18 protein-coding genes are annotated in these 17,536 nt (G+C 67.8%); 14 read left to right on the forward strand and 4 right to left on the reverse strand.

What is annotated here, in order from left to right; translation table 11 throughout:
- Window positions 1-2: 2 nt before the first annotated feature.
- From I7X18_RS01740 to I7X18_RS01765, 6 genes are read left to right on the forward strand one after another with little or no spacing between them, the layout of a single operon-like run.
- Window positions 3-1,190, forward strand: a complete 1,188-nt coding sequence (locus tag I7X18_RS01740; protein ID WP_193044846.1) for an MCE family protein — start codon at window positions 3-5, stop codon at window positions 1,188-1,190.
- Window positions 1,187-2,212: an MCE family protein gene (locus I7X18_RS01745; RefSeq protein WP_193044845.1), complete on the forward strand. Its 1,026-nt coding sequence runs from the start codon at window positions 1,187-1,189 to the stop codon at window positions 2,210-2,212. Before I7X18_RS01740 ends, I7X18_RS01745 begins: the two co-directional genes overlap by 4 nt.
- The gene (locus I7X18_RS01750; protein ID WP_193044844.1) at window positions 2,212-3,294 is read left to right on the forward strand and encodes an MCE family protein; all 1,083 of its coding nucleotides are present in this window, start codon (window positions 2,212-2,214) and stop codon (window positions 3,292-3,294) included. Before I7X18_RS01745 ends, I7X18_RS01750 begins: the two co-directional genes overlap by 1 nt.
- Window positions 3,291-4,742: an MCE family protein gene (locus I7X18_RS01755; protein ID WP_193044843.1), complete on the forward strand. Its 1,452-nt coding sequence runs from the start codon at window positions 3,291-3,293 to the stop codon at window positions 4,740-4,742. The genes I7X18_RS01750 and I7X18_RS01755 overlap by 4 nt, the downstream gene beginning before the upstream one ends.
- Window positions 4,739-5,959 carry an MCE family protein gene (locus I7X18_RS01760; RefSeq protein ID WP_193044842.1) on the forward strand — a complete coding sequence of 407 codons (1,221 nt, stop codon included), beginning with the start codon at window positions 4,739-4,741 and terminating at the stop codon, window positions 5,957-5,959. The genes I7X18_RS01755 and I7X18_RS01760 overlap by 4 nt, the downstream gene beginning before the upstream one ends.
- Window positions 5,959-7,512, forward strand: a complete 1,554-nt coding sequence (locus I7X18_RS01765) for an MCE family protein (protein WP_193044841.1) — start codon at window positions 5,959-5,961, stop codon at window positions 7,510-7,512. The genes I7X18_RS01760 and I7X18_RS01765 overlap by 1 nt, the downstream gene beginning before the upstream one ends.
- 1 nt (window position 7,513) lies before the next feature.
- Here the strand turns inward: I7X18_RS01765 and I7X18_RS01770 are convergent, their stop codons facing one another.
- Window positions 7,514-8,008, reverse strand: a complete 495-nt coding sequence (locus I7X18_RS01770; RefSeq protein WP_193044840.1) for an Rv2253/PknI dimerization domain-containing protein — start codon at window positions 8,006-8,008, stop codon at window positions 7,514-7,516.
- 163 nt (window positions 8,009-8,171) lie between these two features.
- Here I7X18_RS01770 and I7X18_RS01775 point away from each other — a divergent pair, with 163 nt between their 5' ends.
- From I7X18_RS01775 to I7X18_RS01790, 4 genes are all read left to right on the forward strand, one after another.
- Window positions 8,172-8,552: a hypothetical protein gene (locus I7X18_RS01775; RefSeq protein ID WP_193044839.1), complete on the forward strand. Its 381-nt coding sequence runs from the start codon at window positions 8,172-8,174 to the stop codon at window positions 8,550-8,552.
- Window positions 8,549-8,953, forward strand: a complete 405-nt coding sequence (locus I7X18_RS01780; protein WP_193044838.1) for an Rv2576c family protein — start codon at window positions 8,549-8,551, stop codon at window positions 8,951-8,953. Before I7X18_RS01775 ends, I7X18_RS01780 begins: the two co-directional genes overlap by 4 nt.
- A gap of 304 nt (window positions 8,954-9,257) precedes the next feature.
- Window positions 9,258-9,830, forward strand: a complete 573-nt coding sequence (locus I7X18_RS01785; RefSeq protein WP_404822758.1) for an Rv1363c family protein — start codon at window positions 9,258-9,260, stop codon at window positions 9,828-9,830.
- Window positions 9,827-10,381 (forward strand): twin-arginine translocation pathway signal, encoded by a 555-nt coding sequence (locus I7X18_RS01790; protein ID WP_232375386.1) that lies wholly within the window; start codon window positions 9,827-9,829, stop codon window positions 10,379-10,381. The genes I7X18_RS01785 and I7X18_RS01790 overlap by 4 nt, the downstream gene beginning before the upstream one ends.
- Here I7X18_RS01790 and I7X18_RS01795 read toward each other — a convergent pair.
- On the reverse strand, window positions 10,378-10,959 hold the full coding sequence (locus tag I7X18_RS01795) for a PaaI family thioesterase (protein WP_193044837.1): 582 nt from the start codon (window positions 10,957-10,959) through the stop codon (window positions 10,378-10,380). The two genes, I7X18_RS01790 and I7X18_RS01795, sit on opposite strands and share 4 nt — an antisense overlap.
- Entirely contained in the window at window positions 10,956-12,500 is a 1,545-nt protein-coding gene (locus tag I7X18_RS01800) for an FAD-binding protein (RefSeq protein WP_193044836.1), read from the reverse strand. The genes I7X18_RS01795 and I7X18_RS01800 overlap by 4 nt, the downstream gene beginning before the upstream one ends.
- A 115-nt stretch (window positions 12,501-12,615) precedes the next feature.
- Between I7X18_RS01800 and I7X18_RS01805 the strand changes: the two genes are divergently transcribed.
- The 3 genes from I7X18_RS01805 (at window position 12,616) to I7X18_RS01815 (ending at window position 15,045) form a co-directional block, all read left to right on the forward strand.
- Window positions 12,616-13,281, forward strand: a complete 666-nt coding sequence (locus I7X18_RS01805; RefSeq protein ID WP_232375387.1) for a PadR family transcriptional regulator — start codon at window positions 12,616-12,618, stop codon at window positions 13,279-13,281.
- 64 nt (window positions 13,282-13,345) lie between these two features.
- On the forward strand, window positions 13,346-14,614 hold the full coding sequence (locus I7X18_RS01810) for an NADH:flavin oxidoreductase (protein ID WP_193044834.1): 1,269 nt from the start codon (window positions 13,346-13,348) through the stop codon (window positions 14,612-14,614).
- 17 nt (window positions 14,615-14,631) lie between these two features.
- Window positions 14,632-15,045, forward strand: a complete 414-nt coding sequence (locus I7X18_RS01815; protein ID WP_226863232.1) for a hypothetical protein — start codon at window positions 14,632-14,634, stop codon at window positions 15,043-15,045.
- Window positions 15,046-15,105: 60 nt separating this feature from the next.
- On the opposite strand, the gene I7X18_RS01820 is transcribed toward I7X18_RS01815, so the two are convergent.
- On the reverse strand, window positions 15,106-16,818 hold the full coding sequence (locus I7X18_RS01820; RefSeq protein WP_193044833.1) for a 3-ketosteroid-delta-1-dehydrogenase: 1,713 nt from the start codon (window positions 16,816-16,818) through the stop codon (window positions 15,106-15,108).
- A 161-nt stretch (window positions 16,819-16,979) separates the two neighbouring features.
- Between I7X18_RS01820 and I7X18_RS01825 the strand changes: the two genes are divergently transcribed.
- Window positions 16,980-17,501 (forward strand): nuclear transport factor 2 family protein, encoded by a 522-nt coding sequence (locus I7X18_RS01825; RefSeq protein ID WP_232375388.1) that lies wholly within the window; start codon window positions 16,980-16,982, stop codon window positions 17,499-17,501.
- Window positions 17,502-17,536: the final 35 nt, after the last annotated feature.

A 17,536-nucleotide genomic window follows, 5' to 3' on the forward strand; every position in this document is an offset into this window, starting at 1 on the left:
CGATGAAGTCGATTTCCGCGCGGAGCGTCGTGGGCACGGTCACCGTGGTGTGCATCGCCGCGATCGTCGCGTTGGCGGTGGGATTGTTCAACGGGTCGTTCACCAGGAGTGCGACGGTGACGGTCGTCTCCGACCGCGTCGGACTGGTGATGAACCCCGATGCCAAGGTCAAACTGCACGGCGCCCAGGTCGGCAAGGTCGCCGCCATCGAGGCCCTCCCCGACGGTCGGGCCGCCATCCAGCTCGCGATGGATCCGACCCAACTCTCCATCATCCCGTCCAACGTCCTGGTCAACGTCGGGTCGACCACGGTATTCGGTTCCAAGACAGTGGAACTGGTGCCGCCGGCTGATCCCTCGCCCGACCCGTTGCGCGCCGGTCAGGTGCTCGACGCCGGGCACGTGACCGTCGAGATCAACACGGTCTTCGAACAACTCGTGTCCGTACTGGCGAAGGTCGAGCCCGCCAAGCTCAACGAGACGCTGGGCGCACTGTCCCAGGGCCTCGACGGGCGGGGCGAGAAGTTCGGTCAGACACTGGCGGACCTCGACACCCTGCTCGCAGACCTCGATCCCAGTATGGACAACCTCAGCCGCGACATCGCCGTCGCCCCAGAGGTTCTCAACGCTTACGCCGATGCCGCCCCCGACCTCCTCGCCACCGCCGACCATGCGTCGCGGATCAGTGACACGCTGGTGGAGCGGCAGAGCGACCTCGACGCCCTGTTGGTCAGCGCCATCGGACTCGCCGAGGTCGGCAACGACGTGGTGGCGACCAATCGGGGCTCGTTCACCGACGTCATGCGCCTGCTGGTGCCCACCCTTGATCTCACCAACCAGTACCATACCGCGCTCACCTGCGGTCTGGCCGGAATGCTGCCTCTGGCGATGGCCCCGCCACCGCCGGTTCCCGGTGTGCTGCTGCTCGATTCATTCGTCCTGGGCACCGAGCGCTACCGGTATCCCCAGAACCTGCCGAAGGTGGCGGCGCGCGGCGGCCCGCAGTGTGTGGGCCTGCCCGACGTGGGCTACGAGACCCACGCGCCGTTCGTCGTCTCCGACATCGACGCCAACCCGGCGCAGTACGGCAACCAGGGCATCCTGCTCAATTCCGAAGGGCTCAAACAGATGCTGTTCGGACCCCTCGACGGGCCGCCCCGCAACAGCGCGCAGATCGGTCAGCCGGGATGAGGCGCCTGGGCCCCACCGTGGTGAAGTTCGGCGTGTTCGCCGTGGTGATGGTGCTGTTCACTGCAGCCCTGTTCGCGATTTTCGGCCAGTACCGCGCCGGATCGGCCGACGAGTACTCCGCGGTGTTCACCGACGCCTCGAGCGTGAAAACCGGGGACTCCGTTCGCATTGCGGGGATCCGGGTCGGCTCGGTCAACGGTGTCTCGCTGCAACCGGACAACACGGTGGTGGTGGACTTCGATACCGGCAGCGACGTCGTGCTGACCACCGGGACGAAGGTGGCCGTCCGATACCTCAACCTCGTCGGCGACCGCTACCTCGAACTCATCGACGGGCCCGGATCGACGCAGATCCAACCCGCCGGATCGCGGATCCCCAAGGACCGCACCGAACCTGCGCTCGATCTCGACCTACTGCTGGGCGGTCTCAAACCGGTGATTCGGGGGCTGAACCCCGAAGACGTCAACGCGCTGACCCACTCGCTGATCCAGATCCTGCAGGGCAGCAGCGGTGACATCGAGTCTCTGTTCGCCAGGACCTCGTCGTTCGCCAACTCGATCGCCGCCAACGGCGAGACGGTCCGGCAGATGATCGACAGCCTCAACACCGTGGTCGACACGATGTCGCGGGACGGCGACAAGTTCTCCGGTGCGGTCGCGCGCCTCGAGGAACTCGTCACCGGCCTGGCGCAGGACCGCGATCCCATCGGTGCGGCCATCGAATCCCTTGACAACGGCACCGCATCGCTGGCCGACCTCATGACCGAGGCCCGGCCCCCGCTGGCGGGATCCGTCGACCAGCTCAACCGTGTCGCGCCGCTGCTCGAGACGGACAAGGAACTGCTCGACCTCTCCTTGCAGAAGGCTCCGGCCAACTATCGCAAGCTGGTGCGCCTCGGCGCCTATGGCAGCTGGCTCAATCAGTATCTCTGCGGGTTGTCCGTACGAGTCACCGATCTGCAGGGACGCACCGCGTACTTCCCATGGATCAAGCAAGACACCGGAAGGTGTGCTGAGCCCTGATGCTGAAATATCGTGGATCATCGCTCGTCCGTACCGGTTTCATCGGCCTGGTGCTCATCGTGCTGGTCATCGTCGTCGGCCTCCAGCCACAGCTGCTGTGGTCGATGGCGACATCGGTGAAGTACCGGGCGGTCTTCGCCGAGGCCGGCGGACTCGCCGCCGGCAACGACGTCAAAGTCTCCGGCGTCACTGTCGGAACGGTGTCCGACGTGGTGCTGGACAACGGCAAGGCGCTGGTGACCTTCTCTCTCGACGGGAAGGTGCGACTGGGTTCGGATTCGACCGTCCACATCCGCACCGGCACCCTGCTGGGCGAGCGGATGATGACGGTGGAGCCCAAAGGCTCACGAGCGCTCAAATCGCTGGAGACGATTCCGCTCTCGCGGACGTCGTCGCCGTATTCGCTGACCGATGCCGTCAGTGACTTCACCGCCAACACCGCCGACACCGACACCGCCACACTGAACCGGTCGCTGGACACCCTGTCCGAGACGATCGACCGGCTGGCTCCCCAACTGGGGCCCACCTTCGAGGGGCTGACCCAGCTCTCCCGGTCTCTCAACGACCGCGATGAGACACTGGGTGACCTGCTCGCCGGTGCCGCCGACGTCACGGGAATCCTGTCCGAACGAAGCCAGCAGGTGAACTCGCTGCTGCTCAGCGCCAACGACCTGCTGGCGGTACTCGAACAGCGCCGCTACGCCATCGTCAACCTGCTCGCCAACACCTCCGCGATGTCGCAACAGCTGACCGGTCTGGTGCGGGACAACGAACAGGAGCTGGCGCCGACCCTGGAGAAACTCAACTCGGTGTCGGAGATGCTGGAGCGCAACCGTGACAACATCGGCAAAGCCCTCAACGGACTCGCCAAATACCAGGTGACACAGGGCGAAGCGGTCAACAACGGGTTCTACTACAACGCCTTCATCGGCAACCTGCTGCCGGGTGGGGCGCTGCAGCCGTTCCTCGACTACGCGCTCGGGTACCGACGCGGGGTCAACGCCGGCCAACCGCCGGACAACGCCGGCCCGCGCGCCGAATTCCCGTTCCCCTACAACGGCATCCCGGGTGGTTCGCGATGACCGGCCGCACCAGGTTCGCCAAGGTCCTCACCGTCGCACTGGTGGCGTTGCTCGTCGCCGGCGTCGCGGTCATCGTGCGGCAGGCGTTCTTCGCGCCACGGATCATCACGGCCTACTTCTCCTCCGCCACGTCGATCTACCCCGGTGACGAGGTGCGCGTCGTCGGAGTCCGGGTCGGCACGATCGAGTCCATCGAACCCGTGGGCGAACAGGCCAGGTTCACCCTCGCGGTCGACCGTGGTGTGTCGGTCCCGGCAGATGCCAAGGCGATCATCGTGGCACCGAACCTGATCGCCGCCCGCTACGTCCAACTCACACCGGCCTACGAGTCGACCGGTCCGGTGATGCCCGACGGCGCCGTCATCGGTGCGGAGCGGACCGCGATCCCGGTCGAGTGGGACGAGGTCAAGGAGCAGTTGGCCCGACTGGCAAGTGAACTCGGCCCGTCCGGCGGAGTGTCCGACACCTCGGTCAGCCGGTTCATCGACAGTGCGGCCAATGCGATGGACGGTAACGGTGAGAAGCTGCGGGAGACGATCGCCCAACTCTCCGGGGTGGGGCGCATCCTCGCCGACGGTAGCGGCAACATCGTCGACGTCATCAAGAACCTGCAGGTCTTCGTGACCGCCCTGCGGGACAGCAACGTTCAGATCATCCAGTTCCAGGACCGTCTCGCGACCGTGAGCAGCGTGGTCGACGGTGGCCGAGCCGAGATGGACTCGGCGCTGACCCACCTCGCAGAAGCTGTCGGGGAAGTGCAGCGGTTCATCGCCGGCAGCCGCGATCAGACCGCCGAGCAGATCCAGCGCCTGGCCAACGTGACGCAGAACGTCGCGGACAACCGCGTCACCCTCGAGAACGTGCTGCACGTTGCGCCGAACGCATTCGGCAACGGCTACAACATCTATCACCCGGATACGGGCACGATGCTCGGCGGATTCGCGATGGGCAACTTCGCCAACCCGGTGCAGCTCATCTGTTCGGCGATCGGCGCGGTCCGCAACGCGACAGCACCCGAGACCGCGAGAATCTGCGCGGAATACCTGGGACCCGCGCTGCGCCTGCTGAACTTCAACTACCTGCCCATGCCGATCAACGCGTATCTCAAGAAGTCGCCGAGTCCCGAGAACCTGGTCTATTCAGACCCTGCACTGGCTCCAGGCGGCGCCGGGGGGAGCCCGACGCCGCCCGAGACACCGCCCGCGGTGTCCGCCTTCAGAGGTGCCGGCGACGTTCCGCCCCCGGCGGGGTGGGGGACACCGCCGGGTCCGCCGGGGGCGTACGCACCCAACGGTCTACCGGCGAATCCCACCCCGGCGTTGTTCCCGGGTGCGCCCGTACCCCCGGGTGTGCCGGCACCTCCGCCGTCCGCCCCGACGACACTGCCCGAGATGTTGCTTCCGGCCGAGGCGCCGCCGGTACCACCGCAGGAAGGCCCACCCGCATGATCGGCCGCTGTTCGACCCACCGCGTGGCAGCGGTCGCCGCATGCGTGACGGTCGCCGCCTCCGGGTGCACCTTCGACGGTCTGAACTCGATTCCGTTGCCGGGCACGGTGGGCACCGGTTCCGATGCGACGACGTATCACGTCGAGCTCGCCAATGTCGGCACGCTGGAGTCCAATTCACCGGTGATGGTCAGCGATGTGGTGGTCGGCACCGTGGGGAAGATGACTCTGCGTGGCTGGCACGCGGACGTCGAGGTGACGGTGCGGCCCGACGTCGTGATCCCGGCCAACGCGGTCGCCACCGTGGGTCAGACCAGCCTGCTCGGGTCCATGCATCTGGCATTGGATCCGCCGGTGGGCACGTTGCCGGGCGGTCGCCTGCAGCCGGGAACCACCATCGGGCTCGACAGGTCCTCGACCTATCCGTCGACAGAGCAGACGCTGTCGTCGCTGTCGGTGGTCGTCAACGGCGGCGGACTGGGTCAGGCGGGCGACATCATCAGGGAGTTCAACGCCATCCTCAACGGCCGCGAAGATCAGTTGCGCGACCTGCTGGTGCGGCTCAACGACTTCGTCGGCATGCTCGACCGCCAGCGTGACGACATCAACGCGTCCATCGCCGCGCTCAACCGGCTCGCCGGCACGCTCGCCGGGCAGCGCGATGTCATCACCTCTGCACTGCAACGCATCCCACCCGCACTCGACGTGCTGATCGCAGAGCGGCCCAGGCTCACGACCGCACTGGACAAGCTGCGGATCTTCAGCGATACGGCCACCGGACTGATCAAGGACACCCAGGCCGACCTCGTGCGCAACCTGAAGAACCTGGAACCGACGCTCAAGGCGCTCGCCGACGTGGGCCCGAATCTCGGCACGGCGCTGGCCTACGCCCCGACGTTCCCCTACACCCAGGGCTTCATCGACCGGGCCATCCGCGGTGACTACATGAACCAATTCATCATCTTCGACTTCACCATCCCGCGCCTGAAGCGCGGCCTGTTCCTCGGTACCCGCTGGGGGCAGGAGGGCACGCCGATGGTGCCCGCGCCGGGAGACCCGTGGTACCTCAACTACACACTGGATCCGCTCAACGCCCCGGTGACGCCTCCGCCGGCGGTGGCGCCGGTTCCGGAGCTGACCGAAACGGCCGACGGGATCGACACCGTGGACACGTCCTCCGCGGAGGCCGATCCTTCCACGAGCGCAGGGGGTAACTGATGCTCACGCGTTTCGTCCGAACGCAGTTGATCATCTTCGCGATCACCGGTGTGGTGGCGATGGGTGTGATGGTCTTCGGATACCTGCAGGCCCCCACCCTGCTCGGGATCGGGCGGATGACTGTGACCGTCGAGCTGCCGGGCACCGGCGGGCTGTACCGGTTCTCGAACGTCACCTACCGCGGTGTCGAGGTCGGCAAGGTCACCGACGTGCGCGCCACCCGGGAGGGCGCGCAAGCCACCCTGTCACTGACCACCGGATCGGACATCCCCGCCGACCTGCACGCGGCGGTGCGTAGTGTGTCGGCGGTCGGCGAGCAGTACGTCGATCTGCAGCCGCGCACCGAATCCGGGCCGTACCTGCGGGACGGTTCGGTCATCTCCGTGGCGAACACGTCGATTCCTCAGGCGGTCGGGCCGATGCTCGATCAGGTCAGCGCGCTCATCGACAGCGTGCCCAAGGACACGATCAGCCGGCTGCTCGGCGAGTCGGCCACGGCGCTCAACGGCTCCGCATACGATCTCGGATCGATGCTCGACTCCTCGTCGACCGTCGTCGGCGATGCGAAAGGCGTTACCGCCGAGATGCGTTCGCTCATCGACGACAGCGGGCCGCTGCTCGAGGGGCAGGCGCAGACCGCCGATCAGCTCCGCACCTGGGCCCGCAGCATGGCCGGTGTCACCGGTCAGCTTGCGGACAACGACCCGCAGGTGCGGACCCTGCTCGACACCGGGGCGGGGGCCGCGGACGAGGCGTCGCGGCTCTTCAACGCCGTCAAACCCACGCTGCCGGTGCTGTTGGCCAACCTCACCACCATCGGCCAGGTCGCGGTCACCTATCACGCGTCCATCGAACAACTTCTCGTGCTGCTTCCGCCGTACGTGGCAGCTACCCAGACCGTGGGCGTCTCGCGGAACAACCCGACGGGAATGTCGCTGGGCGACTTCACGCTCAACCTCAACGATCCGCCCGCGTGCACCGTCGGCTTCCTACCACCGTCGTCGTGGCGCTCACCCGACGACGAGAGCGACATCGACACCCCGGACGGCCTGTATTGCAAACTGCCGCAGGACTCTCCGATCGGTGTGCGCGGCGCCCGCAACTATCCCTGTATGGCTCAGCCGGGTAAGCGGGCGGCTACCGTCGAACAGTGCGCCGGCGACCGGCCGTTCGAACCGTTGGCCATGCGCCAGCACGCGCTCGGGCCCTATCCGTTCGACCCGTCCCTCGTCGCGCAGGGCATTCCGCCGGACGATCGCGTCGACTCCGACGAACAGATCTACGGCCCGGTCGGTGGTACCCCGCCCCCGCCGCCGAGTCCCGCTGCGCCGAGTCCCGCGCCATCGCCGCCGCCCGGTGGTCCCACCGTCGCGCCGAGCGCCTTCGCCCCGGGTGACTCCGGTGGACCGTCGGTGGCGATCGCCACCTACGATCCGCAGACCGGAAAGTACGCCACACCCGACGGCAAGGTGTTCACGCAGCCGGCACTCGGATCGAATCCCGCTGCAGGACAGAGCAAGACTTGGCAAGACATGCTCCCGACGGGAGCCTGACTCAGCTCACCTTGACGAGTTTGAACGGCATCGAGATGAACAGCGGTCTGCTGATCCCGCAGGCACCGCTGGGGCCGGTCGTCTGGTCTTCGCCGACCAGCATCGTCGAGGTCGGGTCGGTCATGCTGCCGTCGGGCACCGTCGGGACGAACCGGAACACCTGGAGTCCGTCGGCCGCCGTACCGTCCGGGCAGGGCTCCCAGCGCGGCACGGTGTGCTTGACGTACCAGATGCCGCCCTTCTTGTAGATCGGTGCCTCCCAGCCCTGGTCACTGCGGACCGTGCCGGTGCATTCGGTGGGGTAGCTGCACACGGTGTCGATCGTCCAGGTGGCCCGGACGGTGGCTTCGTCGCGGAAAACCTCGTTCTTCTTGGCCCACTCGCCGTTCGAGGTGGCGGAGTAGGTGCCGTTGAGACCCCACTCCGCGTCCGCCGATGCGGTCGGCGGATGCGCGAGGCTCGCGACAGCTGCCAGTGCGCCGATCGTGGTGACCATGCCCAACACCCGCAACGCTCTCTCCTCAGCACTCGTCGATGGGCGACGCTAACAGCGGCGCTCCCGGCCCGGGCGGCGCGTCGGCCGCTGAGCGGGACGCAAAACTGTCCGCCCACAGGGATATTGCAGGGTCCCACGAGGCCGAGGGTGTCACAGTGAGGCCGTGCGCACGACCGTCTTCGCCGCTTTCCTCGTGGTCACCGCGGCCGTATTCGTCTCTGCCCCGGCCGGTGCGGACCCGCTCGGATGCGAGGAGCCCGCGTGCGTTCCGGGTATCGCCGGCAACGTCACGCTCGGCGCTTCGTGCGGCAACACCACCCACTATGTGTTCGGCACCACGGACTGGGGGAGACTCGTCTTCTGCGGCTCGCCGCGCCGGTACGCGCCGCGGTACTTCCGGTCACCGCCCATGGAAGGCATCCGGGTGGAGAACACCAACTGCACGGGCTTCGAGAGTTCGGTGGCTCAAGCACCCGACGGGCTCTTCCTCAGTTGCGTGGCCTCCAGCGGTGAGAGCCTCTGGGTGCGCGGAGACAACGCATGACCCGTTTCGGTGTGCTGGCAGCGCTGGCCGGTCTGATCCTCGGGATGGCCCCGCAGGCACCTGCCCAAGGCCCGGTGCCGCATCACGTCCGCTACACCGTGACCGCGGACCAGCCGACCCGGGCCGACATCTACTACCGCGCCGTCGATCCGCCCAACTGGGCCGACTACAGCCACAATCCGTACCAGTTCAGTCCGAAGGCGGAGGTCGTCCTCGACCCGGTCCGGCCGTGGGTCTTCGAGGCCACGCTCGTCGATCCGAACCGCTGGGCGATGGTCACCGCCACCAGCGGCGTCGGTCCCGACCGGCCGAACTTCCGGTGCGAACTCGCCGTCGACGGTGTCGTGGTCGCCTCTCACGAGGGCCCGAAGGGGGCCCTGTGTTCCCTGCGGACCTGGTGACCGGTCAGCGGGACGGCGGATGAGGGCTCCGCAACCGGGTGACTAGCGTGCCGCTGACGTAGTGAATCGGAAGGAGGCCGTGGTGCCTCACGGCAAGAACTCTGTGCTGCCGCGCGACGACGCGCCGGGCACCCCCGGCGATGTCGAGCGGGACTCCGACTCGCTCGAAGCCCGCGCGCTCGCCGAAGAGGCGGACGCCGAAGCCGCCGAGGCGCTGGCGGTCGCGGCCCGCGCCCGTGCACGTGCGGCGCGCCTACGGGAACGCGCCGAGGCCTTGACCCCCGGAACCTTGACCCCCGGAACCTTGTCCCCCGGGACTGTCACCCCCGAGACCGTCACCGACGATTCGGGGGACGAGCCACCGCCAGAGCCGAAACGCCGCCGCTTCAGCCGTCCAGGCTGGAGCACCGTCGTCGCGATCCTCGCCGTGTTCGTCACCGCCGCGTCGCTGGCGGCGAGCGGATATGTGACATGGCACCACCGGGACGCGACCCGCGAACACCAGCAGTCGGCCGAATTCGCGGCCGCAGCGCGGCAGATCGCGTTCACACTCATGTCGATAGACGCTGCCAAAGCCGAGGAGAGCGTCAAGCAGATTCTCGACAATTCGACGGGACAGTTCCACGAAGAGTTCAAGACGGCCTCAGAGGATTTCGTCAAGCTCGCGCAGGACGGCAAGGTCGTCACCGACGTCAAGGTCAAGGCCGCCGCCGTCGAATCCATGACGAACGACTCGGCGACCGTCCTCGTCACCACGACGTCGACGGTCACCAACGCCGCCGGCGCCGACAAACAACCCCGGTCGTGGCGGCTGAGCGTCGACATCGTCAGGGATGCAGGAAAACTCAAGATGTCGAAGATGGAGTTCGTCCCGTGAGCGGCGACAGCGCAACCCTCGATGAGGTGAGCACGGACTCCGCCGCGGCGGCCCCCAAGCGGCGGGTCCCGGCACGCTGGCGGCTGATCCTGACCGTCCTGGTGGCCGCGGCGTCCGTCGGGCTGGCCGGCGTCCTCTATCTCACCCAGTACCGGACCGATGTGCAGACCGACGAAGCCGCCACCTCGGCGGCGGTCCGGGCGGCGTCGGAGGGTACCGTCGCCCTGCTGTCCTACAAACCCGGCAGCGCCGACACCGATCTGGCGGCCGCGAAAACTCATCTGACAGGCGAATTCCTCAACTACTACGGCACGTTCAGCGACGAGATCCTGCTACCGGCGGCGAAGGAAAGAGCGGTGAGTACCGAGGCGTCGGTCGTCCGTGCCGCAGATGCCGAGATCCACCCGGACACGGCGAAAGTACTGGTCTTCGTGAACCAGACGACGACGAGCCGGGAGCGGCCGGACGCGTCGCAGACCGCGAGCAGCGTCATGGTCAGCCTCATGAAAGTCGATGGCCGGTGGTTGATCTCGGCGTTCGACCCGATCTAGCCGGCTGGTCGGTTCTTCCTGGGCCGGATGAAGATGCCCTGGGCCTCCACCGTGGTCAGGCCGGCGCACAGGATGCGGCCGCGGGCATAGGTCTTGCGTCCGTCCTCGTGCTCCACCCAGGCCTCGGCGCGCAGTCGGCCCAGCGGTGTGGGACGCACGTACCGTAACTGCAGGGTGCCGGTGAACGCCGGGCGGTCCGGCCGGTGCGCGGTGGCGCCGAGCAGGTGGTCGAGGATCAGTGAACACACGCCGCCGTGGACGTGGCCGGCGGGCCCCTCGTACGCCGCGCCGAGGGTGACATCGGTGCTGACCAGGCCGGCATCGTCGCGGTCCACGGTCAGCGGCGGAGCGATCGCGTTCCGCTGCCCGATGAGGACGTTGCCGCAGGGCGCGCTGCCTCCGTCGGGTGTGACACGTACGCCGAACGACCCCGGCATCAGGTGTTCACCGAGTATCTCGAGGGCCGCTGCGACGTGGGCGTGCGCGGCGGCGATCCTGTCGGAGTCGACTTCGGTGCGGATGACGGCGTCGATCAACGACCGAACCGACTGTGTCAACGGTTCGTGCGGGTCGTTCACCGCGGCTCCGCGCACGCCATGTCCATCGCGGCGAGATGGCTGAAGAGCAGGGAGGCGCCGATCGGGTTGCCGCCACCGGGGTATGTCGTGCCGCTGACGGCGGCCATGGTGTTACCCGCGGCGTAGAGACCGGGGATCGGCCGGCCCTCGGTATCGAGCACACGTGCGCTGGCGTCGGTACACAATCCGCCCTTGGTGCCCAGGTCCGACACCCCGAATGCCGCGGCGTGGAACGGCGCCCGGTCGATCGGCACCATCGGTGACCTGCCGCCCGAGAACGCGCGGTCATACGGTTCGCCACCGCGGCCGAAGTCGGTGTCGCGCCCGTCGGCGACCATCGCGTTGAATCGGGCGACGGTGGCGGTCAACGCGTCGGCCGGCACACCGATCAGATCCGCCAGTGCCTCCAGCGTGTCCGCGGTGCGCCACAGGCCGGCGTCCTGATACCGCTCGGCCTCGACCATCGAGACGTTGGTGGCCTTCACCGGCGGCACTTGTCCGTCGCGGTCGTCGTAGATCATCCAGAACGGCAACGTCATTCCCCGCGAATCGATCTCGTCGAGAACGGCACGGCCCAGCCGGTCGTACGGGGCCGATTCGTTGACGAATCGCTCGCCGCGCTGATTGACGAAGATGCCGCCGGTGAACCAGAGCGCGAACGCCGAACGACCGTCCGGGTGGGTGAGCCCGGGCGACCACCAGGCCTGGTCCATCAGGTCGGTGCCGGCGCCGAGCCGGATCGCCGCCTGATGGGGAGCACCGGTGTTGCCGGGGCATCCCATGCTGTCCTCGGATCGCCCCGGGACACCCCAGGTCTCACGCATGTGGGGATTGTGCTCGAATCCGCCCGCCGCGAGGAGAACACCCCGGCGCGCGCGGACTCTGACCTGTTCCCCTTCGAGGTTGATCACCGCGCCGACGACCGCGCCGTTGACGTCGATGAGGTCGACCAGCGGTGCATCCAGATGAGTTCGGGCATGGGGGAATTCAGCGAGTGCGGCGAGGAAACGCCCGATCAGTGCCCGTCCTCCGGTCAGCAGCGCGGGGGTGGGATGCCCGAGGCGCTCGGTGTCGAGAGGCCCGCGAATCTGCGCGGCCACCTCTCCGACGTCGGAGGCGGGTAGCGGCACCGGCACGAGGTGGCGGCGGCCATCGGCGCGAGCGTGTTCGACCGCTCCGTAGTAGTCGGGCCAGGGGAGTTCGGCGAACTGGAAGTGCTCGTCTCGTTCGAGGTACTCGATGAGGCGGGGGCCGCCCATGATGTAGGTCCGCTGCAATTCGTAGGGCGTCCGATCACCCACCACCTGATGGAAGTACGCGAGCGCGTCGGCCGGTTTGTCGTCGACGTCTGCCCGCTGCGCCACCGGGTTGCACGGGAACCACATCCCGCCGCCTCCGGAGTACGCGGTGGTTCCGCCGAAGCGGTCGGTCGCCTCCACCAGTGCCACGGACAGGCCCTCGCGGGCCGCGGTGTAGGCGCCCGCGACGCCGCCGCCGGACCCGACGACGATGACATCGACCTCGTCATCGAACCCAGGCATGTGGAATGCTGACATGACGCTCACCCTGCCGGTGGCGGCAACGTTCGGCAAGTGTGGGTCCCGATCAGTGGATCGCGCGAATGCGCTGGTCACGGCGCGTTGCTACCCTGGATGGGTGAAATCCGCCGACGGCCCGAACGTGACCGCGACAGGTTGGGCCCTGCTCGGTGTTCTGTCGTACCAGGATGAACTGACCGGTTACGACATCAAGAAATGGACCGAGTGGAGCCTGCGGTTCTTCTACGGCAGCCCCGCCTACAGCCAGATCTACACCGAGCTGAAGAAGCTCGAGAACATCGGCCTGGTGACGTCGAGGGTCGAGACCGACGGTGGCGCCCGCAGCAAACGACTCTACAAGGTCACCAAGGCGGGACTGGACGCGTTGAGCGACTGGGCTGACGCGGGACCGGTGGATCCGCCTCAGCTCAAACACAACCCACTGCTGAGAGTGACGTTCGGGCATCTGACGAACCCGGGTCGGCTCAAGGAGATCATGCAGGACCACGTCGCCTACGCCGACCGGATGCAGCGCGAGGCGGCACTCGATGCGCGCTGGGCGGAGGTCGAGCCGGCCTGGGCGTACGGCCGCGTCGCCCTGAAATGGGCGGAACGGTACTACGCCGCCGAGCGCGAGCTCGCGCTCGAACTGATCAAGGATCTCGACGAGGCCGAGGAGTCCTTCACGAAGGCGTCCGCGGAGACCGGACAGCGCACGCCGCCGCTGTCCCGCGAGTACTGGTACGAGATCGAGCGCAAGGTGCAGGCAGAAGAAGGCGAATAGCCCGCTGTTCCGGTGAGCGGACGGACAGTCCGCTGCTCGCGCGCCCCGCTGTTAGAACCGACGCATGGGACCTGAATCGACGACGGCCGGAGAGGATGTCGACCCGCTGCAGCCGGCGATGCTCGGTCCCGTCAGGCTGCGAAACCGCATCATCAAGGCGGCGACGTCGGAGGGCAGGTCACCGGACGGCCTGGTCACCGACGATCTGATCGCCTTCCACAAGCGCTTCGCCGACGGCGGCGTCGGCATGACCACCGTCGCGTACTGCACCGTGGCCCAGGACGCCGCCAGTGCGCCCGGCCAGATCCTGATGAGCGCACGCGCCGTCCCGGGTCTGCGCAAGCTCGCCGACGTCGTCCATGACGCCGGAGCGGCGGTCTCGGCGCAGCTCGGCCACGGCGGTGTCGTCGCGACCCGCAAGGTCAACAAGGTCACCCCGAAGGCGCCGAGCCGGTTCGTCAACCCCCAGTCGTTCGACTACTGCCGCCCGATCAGCCGCGACGAGATCCTCACCGTGGTCGACCAATTCGGCGTGGCGGCACAGGTGGCCGTCGATGCCGGGTTCGACGCGGTCGAACTTCACCTCGGGCATCTCTATCTGCCGAGTTCGTTCCTGAGCCCGCTGATGAACCGGCGCAGGGACGAGTACGGCGGCAGCATCGAGAACCGCGCCCGGTTCGCCCGCCTGATCGCCCAACGCGTCCGCGAAGTCGTCGGGAGCCGCATCGCGGTCATCGCGAAACTCAGCATGGAGGACGGGAAGCGGGGCGGGATCGCGCTGAGCGAATCGCTGCGTGTGGTCCAGTTGCTCGACGCCGACCGCAACCTCGACGCGATCGAACTCACCCAGGGTTCGTCGGTGTTCACACCGATGTACCTGTTCCGCGGTGACACCCCGGTCGACGAGTTCGCGGCCGTGATGCCGCCGCCGATGAACCTCGGGGTGCGGATGGTGGGCAAGCGGGTGCTCGGAACCTTCCCCTATCGCGACCTGTACATGCTCGACTCCGCGCGTCAGTTCGTCCCGGTCGCCGAGCACACACCGCTGATCCTGCTCGGCGGCATCACCACCGGCGAACACATGCGGGATGCGATGCGCGCGGGCTTCGGGTTCGTGGCCCTGGGGCGCGCATTGCTGCGAGAACCGGATCTGGTCAACCAGATTCGCGAGCAGCCGTCGAAACGCAGCCTGTGCAACCACAACAACAAGTGCATGGTGACGGTCTTCGGTAAGACGCACTGCGTGCTGGACCCCGACCAGCGCTACGGACCGCCGGCGCAGAGCCCGTTCACCGTCGCGCGACAGATCCCGGTCGCGGTGAGTCACGCGTGAAGAGCGTGCTGCTGGGCATGGCGTTGGCGCTGACCGCGGTGTTGTCGCCCCCGACGGCACAGGCCGAGACGCCGTACGGGAACTTCGAGATGCAGATCCAGGGTAGATACGACTTCCACACGTGGTTGTGGGCGGTGTCCCGGTGCCCCGGCGAGTGTCTTCATGTGCGGGCGATCGCGCAGCCGGTCGCGAAGGCGTTCCCGTTCCGGGCGGATGCGCACCTGACCGACGGCCGCTACACCATGACTGTTGACGTTCCTGACGGATTGCGGTGCGGCAACGTGTATTACGGCCCCGTCATCCCCACCCGCGACGTCTACACCTGGGATGCCGCCACGCGGTCGGGAACGCTGGCCTCGTCTTTCGCCACCGGGTGTGACGGCGCCCCGGGTGGGACGTTCACCTACCCGTTCCGGCTCGTGCGGTTGTAGGTCTCACATGTGGGGCCGCGGTCGACCCGCAGCTCGGTGCCGGTGACGAAGAAGGCGTCGTCAGGGCTGACGCCGCGCGGCGTCCTGTGCGGCGATGTAGCCGTACACCAGGCCTTGGGCGATCGTCGCCCCGGCGCCAGGATAGGTTGTGCCGAATGCGTTGGCGGCCGTGTTCCCGATCGCGTACAGACCGTCGATCGGGGTGCCGTCCTCCCGCATGACGCGGGCGCGCTCGTCGGCGCGCAGACCACCGCAGGTACCCAGGTCGCTGAGCACCATCTTCACCGCGTAGAACGGTCCGCGGTCGAGCGCCCGCAGATTCGGGTTCGGTGTCACAGTGAGGTCGCCGTAGTACCGGTCATAGGCGCTGCGGCCGCGCTCGAAGTCCGAATCCTGTCCGGCACGGGCCATTTCGTTGAACCGCGCGGCCGCGGCCACGAACTGCGATTGCGGCACGCCCATCTTCCGGCCGAGCTCGGCGAGGCTGTTCGAGCGGTGTGCGATGCCGGCGTCGTACCACGCTTTCGGGACCGCCATCCGCGGGAACAGCTCGGCAGCGAAGACGTAGCTGTTGCGGTACTGCTGGTCGAACACGATCCACATGGACTCGACCGGGTTGCCGGCGCGTTCCCGGTCGAGTACGCGCTGTCCGAAGGACATGTAGTCGGTCGCTTCGTTGACGAATCGGCTGCCCGTCTGGTCGACGATGAGCGATCCCGGGAGCGACCGTTCGGCCAGCATCACCTTCGGGTCGGCATCGGGGAGCGCCGCCACCGCCGGGAACCACCACGACTGGTCCATGAGATCGATTGCCGCGCCGAGTTCTTGGGCGACTCGGATGGCGTCACCGGTGTTGGTCTCCGCACCGAGGCTCGCGTGTTCGCCCAGCTTCTCGGACTGGAACTTCCAGCGCATGTCCATGTGGTGGTCGAAGCCACCGGCAGCGAGTACGACGCCGTGGCGCGCGGTCACGGTGATCTCCTGACCCAGGTGGTCGACGACCGCGCCGGTGACCCGTGCACCGTCGCCGGTGACGAGACGCTGCAGCGAGGTTTCGGTCCAGATCGGGATGCCGGCGCGCAGCACCCCGGCGAACAGGCCGGCCGCCAACGCCTGACCGCCTGCCGCGTACCGGCGGCCGAGCAGCAGACCACCGACGCCCTGCCCGAGTCGCTTCGCCACCAACGGGATCCCTTTGCGCGGAACGCGTGACATCAGGTTCAGCCAGCGGTAGTCGGCACCGGTCGTGGGCATGGGAATCTTGACTTCCATGACCCCCGGTCGCAGCTTCGGCAGATACTCGCCGAGCACCGCGGTGTCGAGCGGTCGGCACTCGCACGTGCGGCCCGCCGCCGTACCACCCGGGCGCTCCGGGTGGTAGTCGGAGTACTCCCTCGCCCAGAACAGCCGCATCGGTGTGGTGCGCCGCAACAGGTCGACGGTGGCATCGATGTGTTCGAGGTACGCGGCGGAACGCGCAGCGGGCGCCGTGCCGCCCACCACCGCGTCGAGGTAGGTCGCGGCCCGCTGCGATGTGTCACCGCCACCGTCGCCCGCGATCACGTCACTGGCGGGCAGCCACAGCGCACCGCCGGAACGCGCCGTCGACCCGCCCACGTACTGCGACTTCTCGACGATCAGTACGGACAGCCCACGGGCGTGGGCGGCGAGCGCCGCGCCCATCCCGGTACCGGAGCCCACCACCAGGAGGTCGACAGTGGTGTCGAGGACCGGCAGTCCACTGGGAATGGTCGCCGTACGCGCAGCCGTCACCGGGGTGACGCTAGGGCGTCACCCGTCACAGCAGCACGGACCCTCTCGGTCAGCGGAACACCCGGCAGGGGGGACCCACCGTGTTGGATTGCTCCTATGACTGACCGCGAAGATCCTGCTCGAGTCCACATGGTGATCCAACGGCTCATCGGAGCGCAGCCGTGACCGCGGGAGGCGAGCCCGCCGAAGCGAGGATCGCCGCGCTCGAGGCGAGGTTGCAGCGACTCGAAGAGGAGCGCGACATCCAACGGCTCATCGCGAGCTACGGCCCGTGTGTGGACGCCGCGAACTCCGCCGGCGCCGCCGAACTGTGGGCCGAGGACGGCAGCTACGACGTCGAGGGCTGGCGCATGACCCGCCGTGAGGACATTCGGGCGATGGTCGACTCGGAAGGCCACCGGGCGCTCGTCGACCGGGGGTGTTGCCACTTCCTGGGACCCGCAGTCGTCAGTGTCGACGGGGATGAGGCGGTCGCAGTGTGTGAGTCGCTGGTGCTGCGGGCCGCGGACGAGGGGCCGACCGAGTACGTGGTGTGGCGCGCGGCAGCCAACCACTTCCACCTGCAGCGGGTCGCGGGCAGGTGGCGGATCGTGGCGCGTACGACTCGTCTGCTCAACGGCAACCCGGAGGCGCACAGACTGCTCACGGCCGGCCTCGCGGGGGAGCGGCTCGACCTGTCCTGATGAGCGGAACATTCGGTGTTCGCGCCCCCGTCAAC

Origin of the sequence: Mycolicibacterium baixiangningiae (genome assembly GCF_016313185.1) — a bacterium.
GTDB classification, from domain to species: Bacteria; Actinomycetota; Actinomycetes; order Mycobacteriales; family Mycobacteriaceae; genus Mycobacterium; species Mycobacterium baixiangningiae.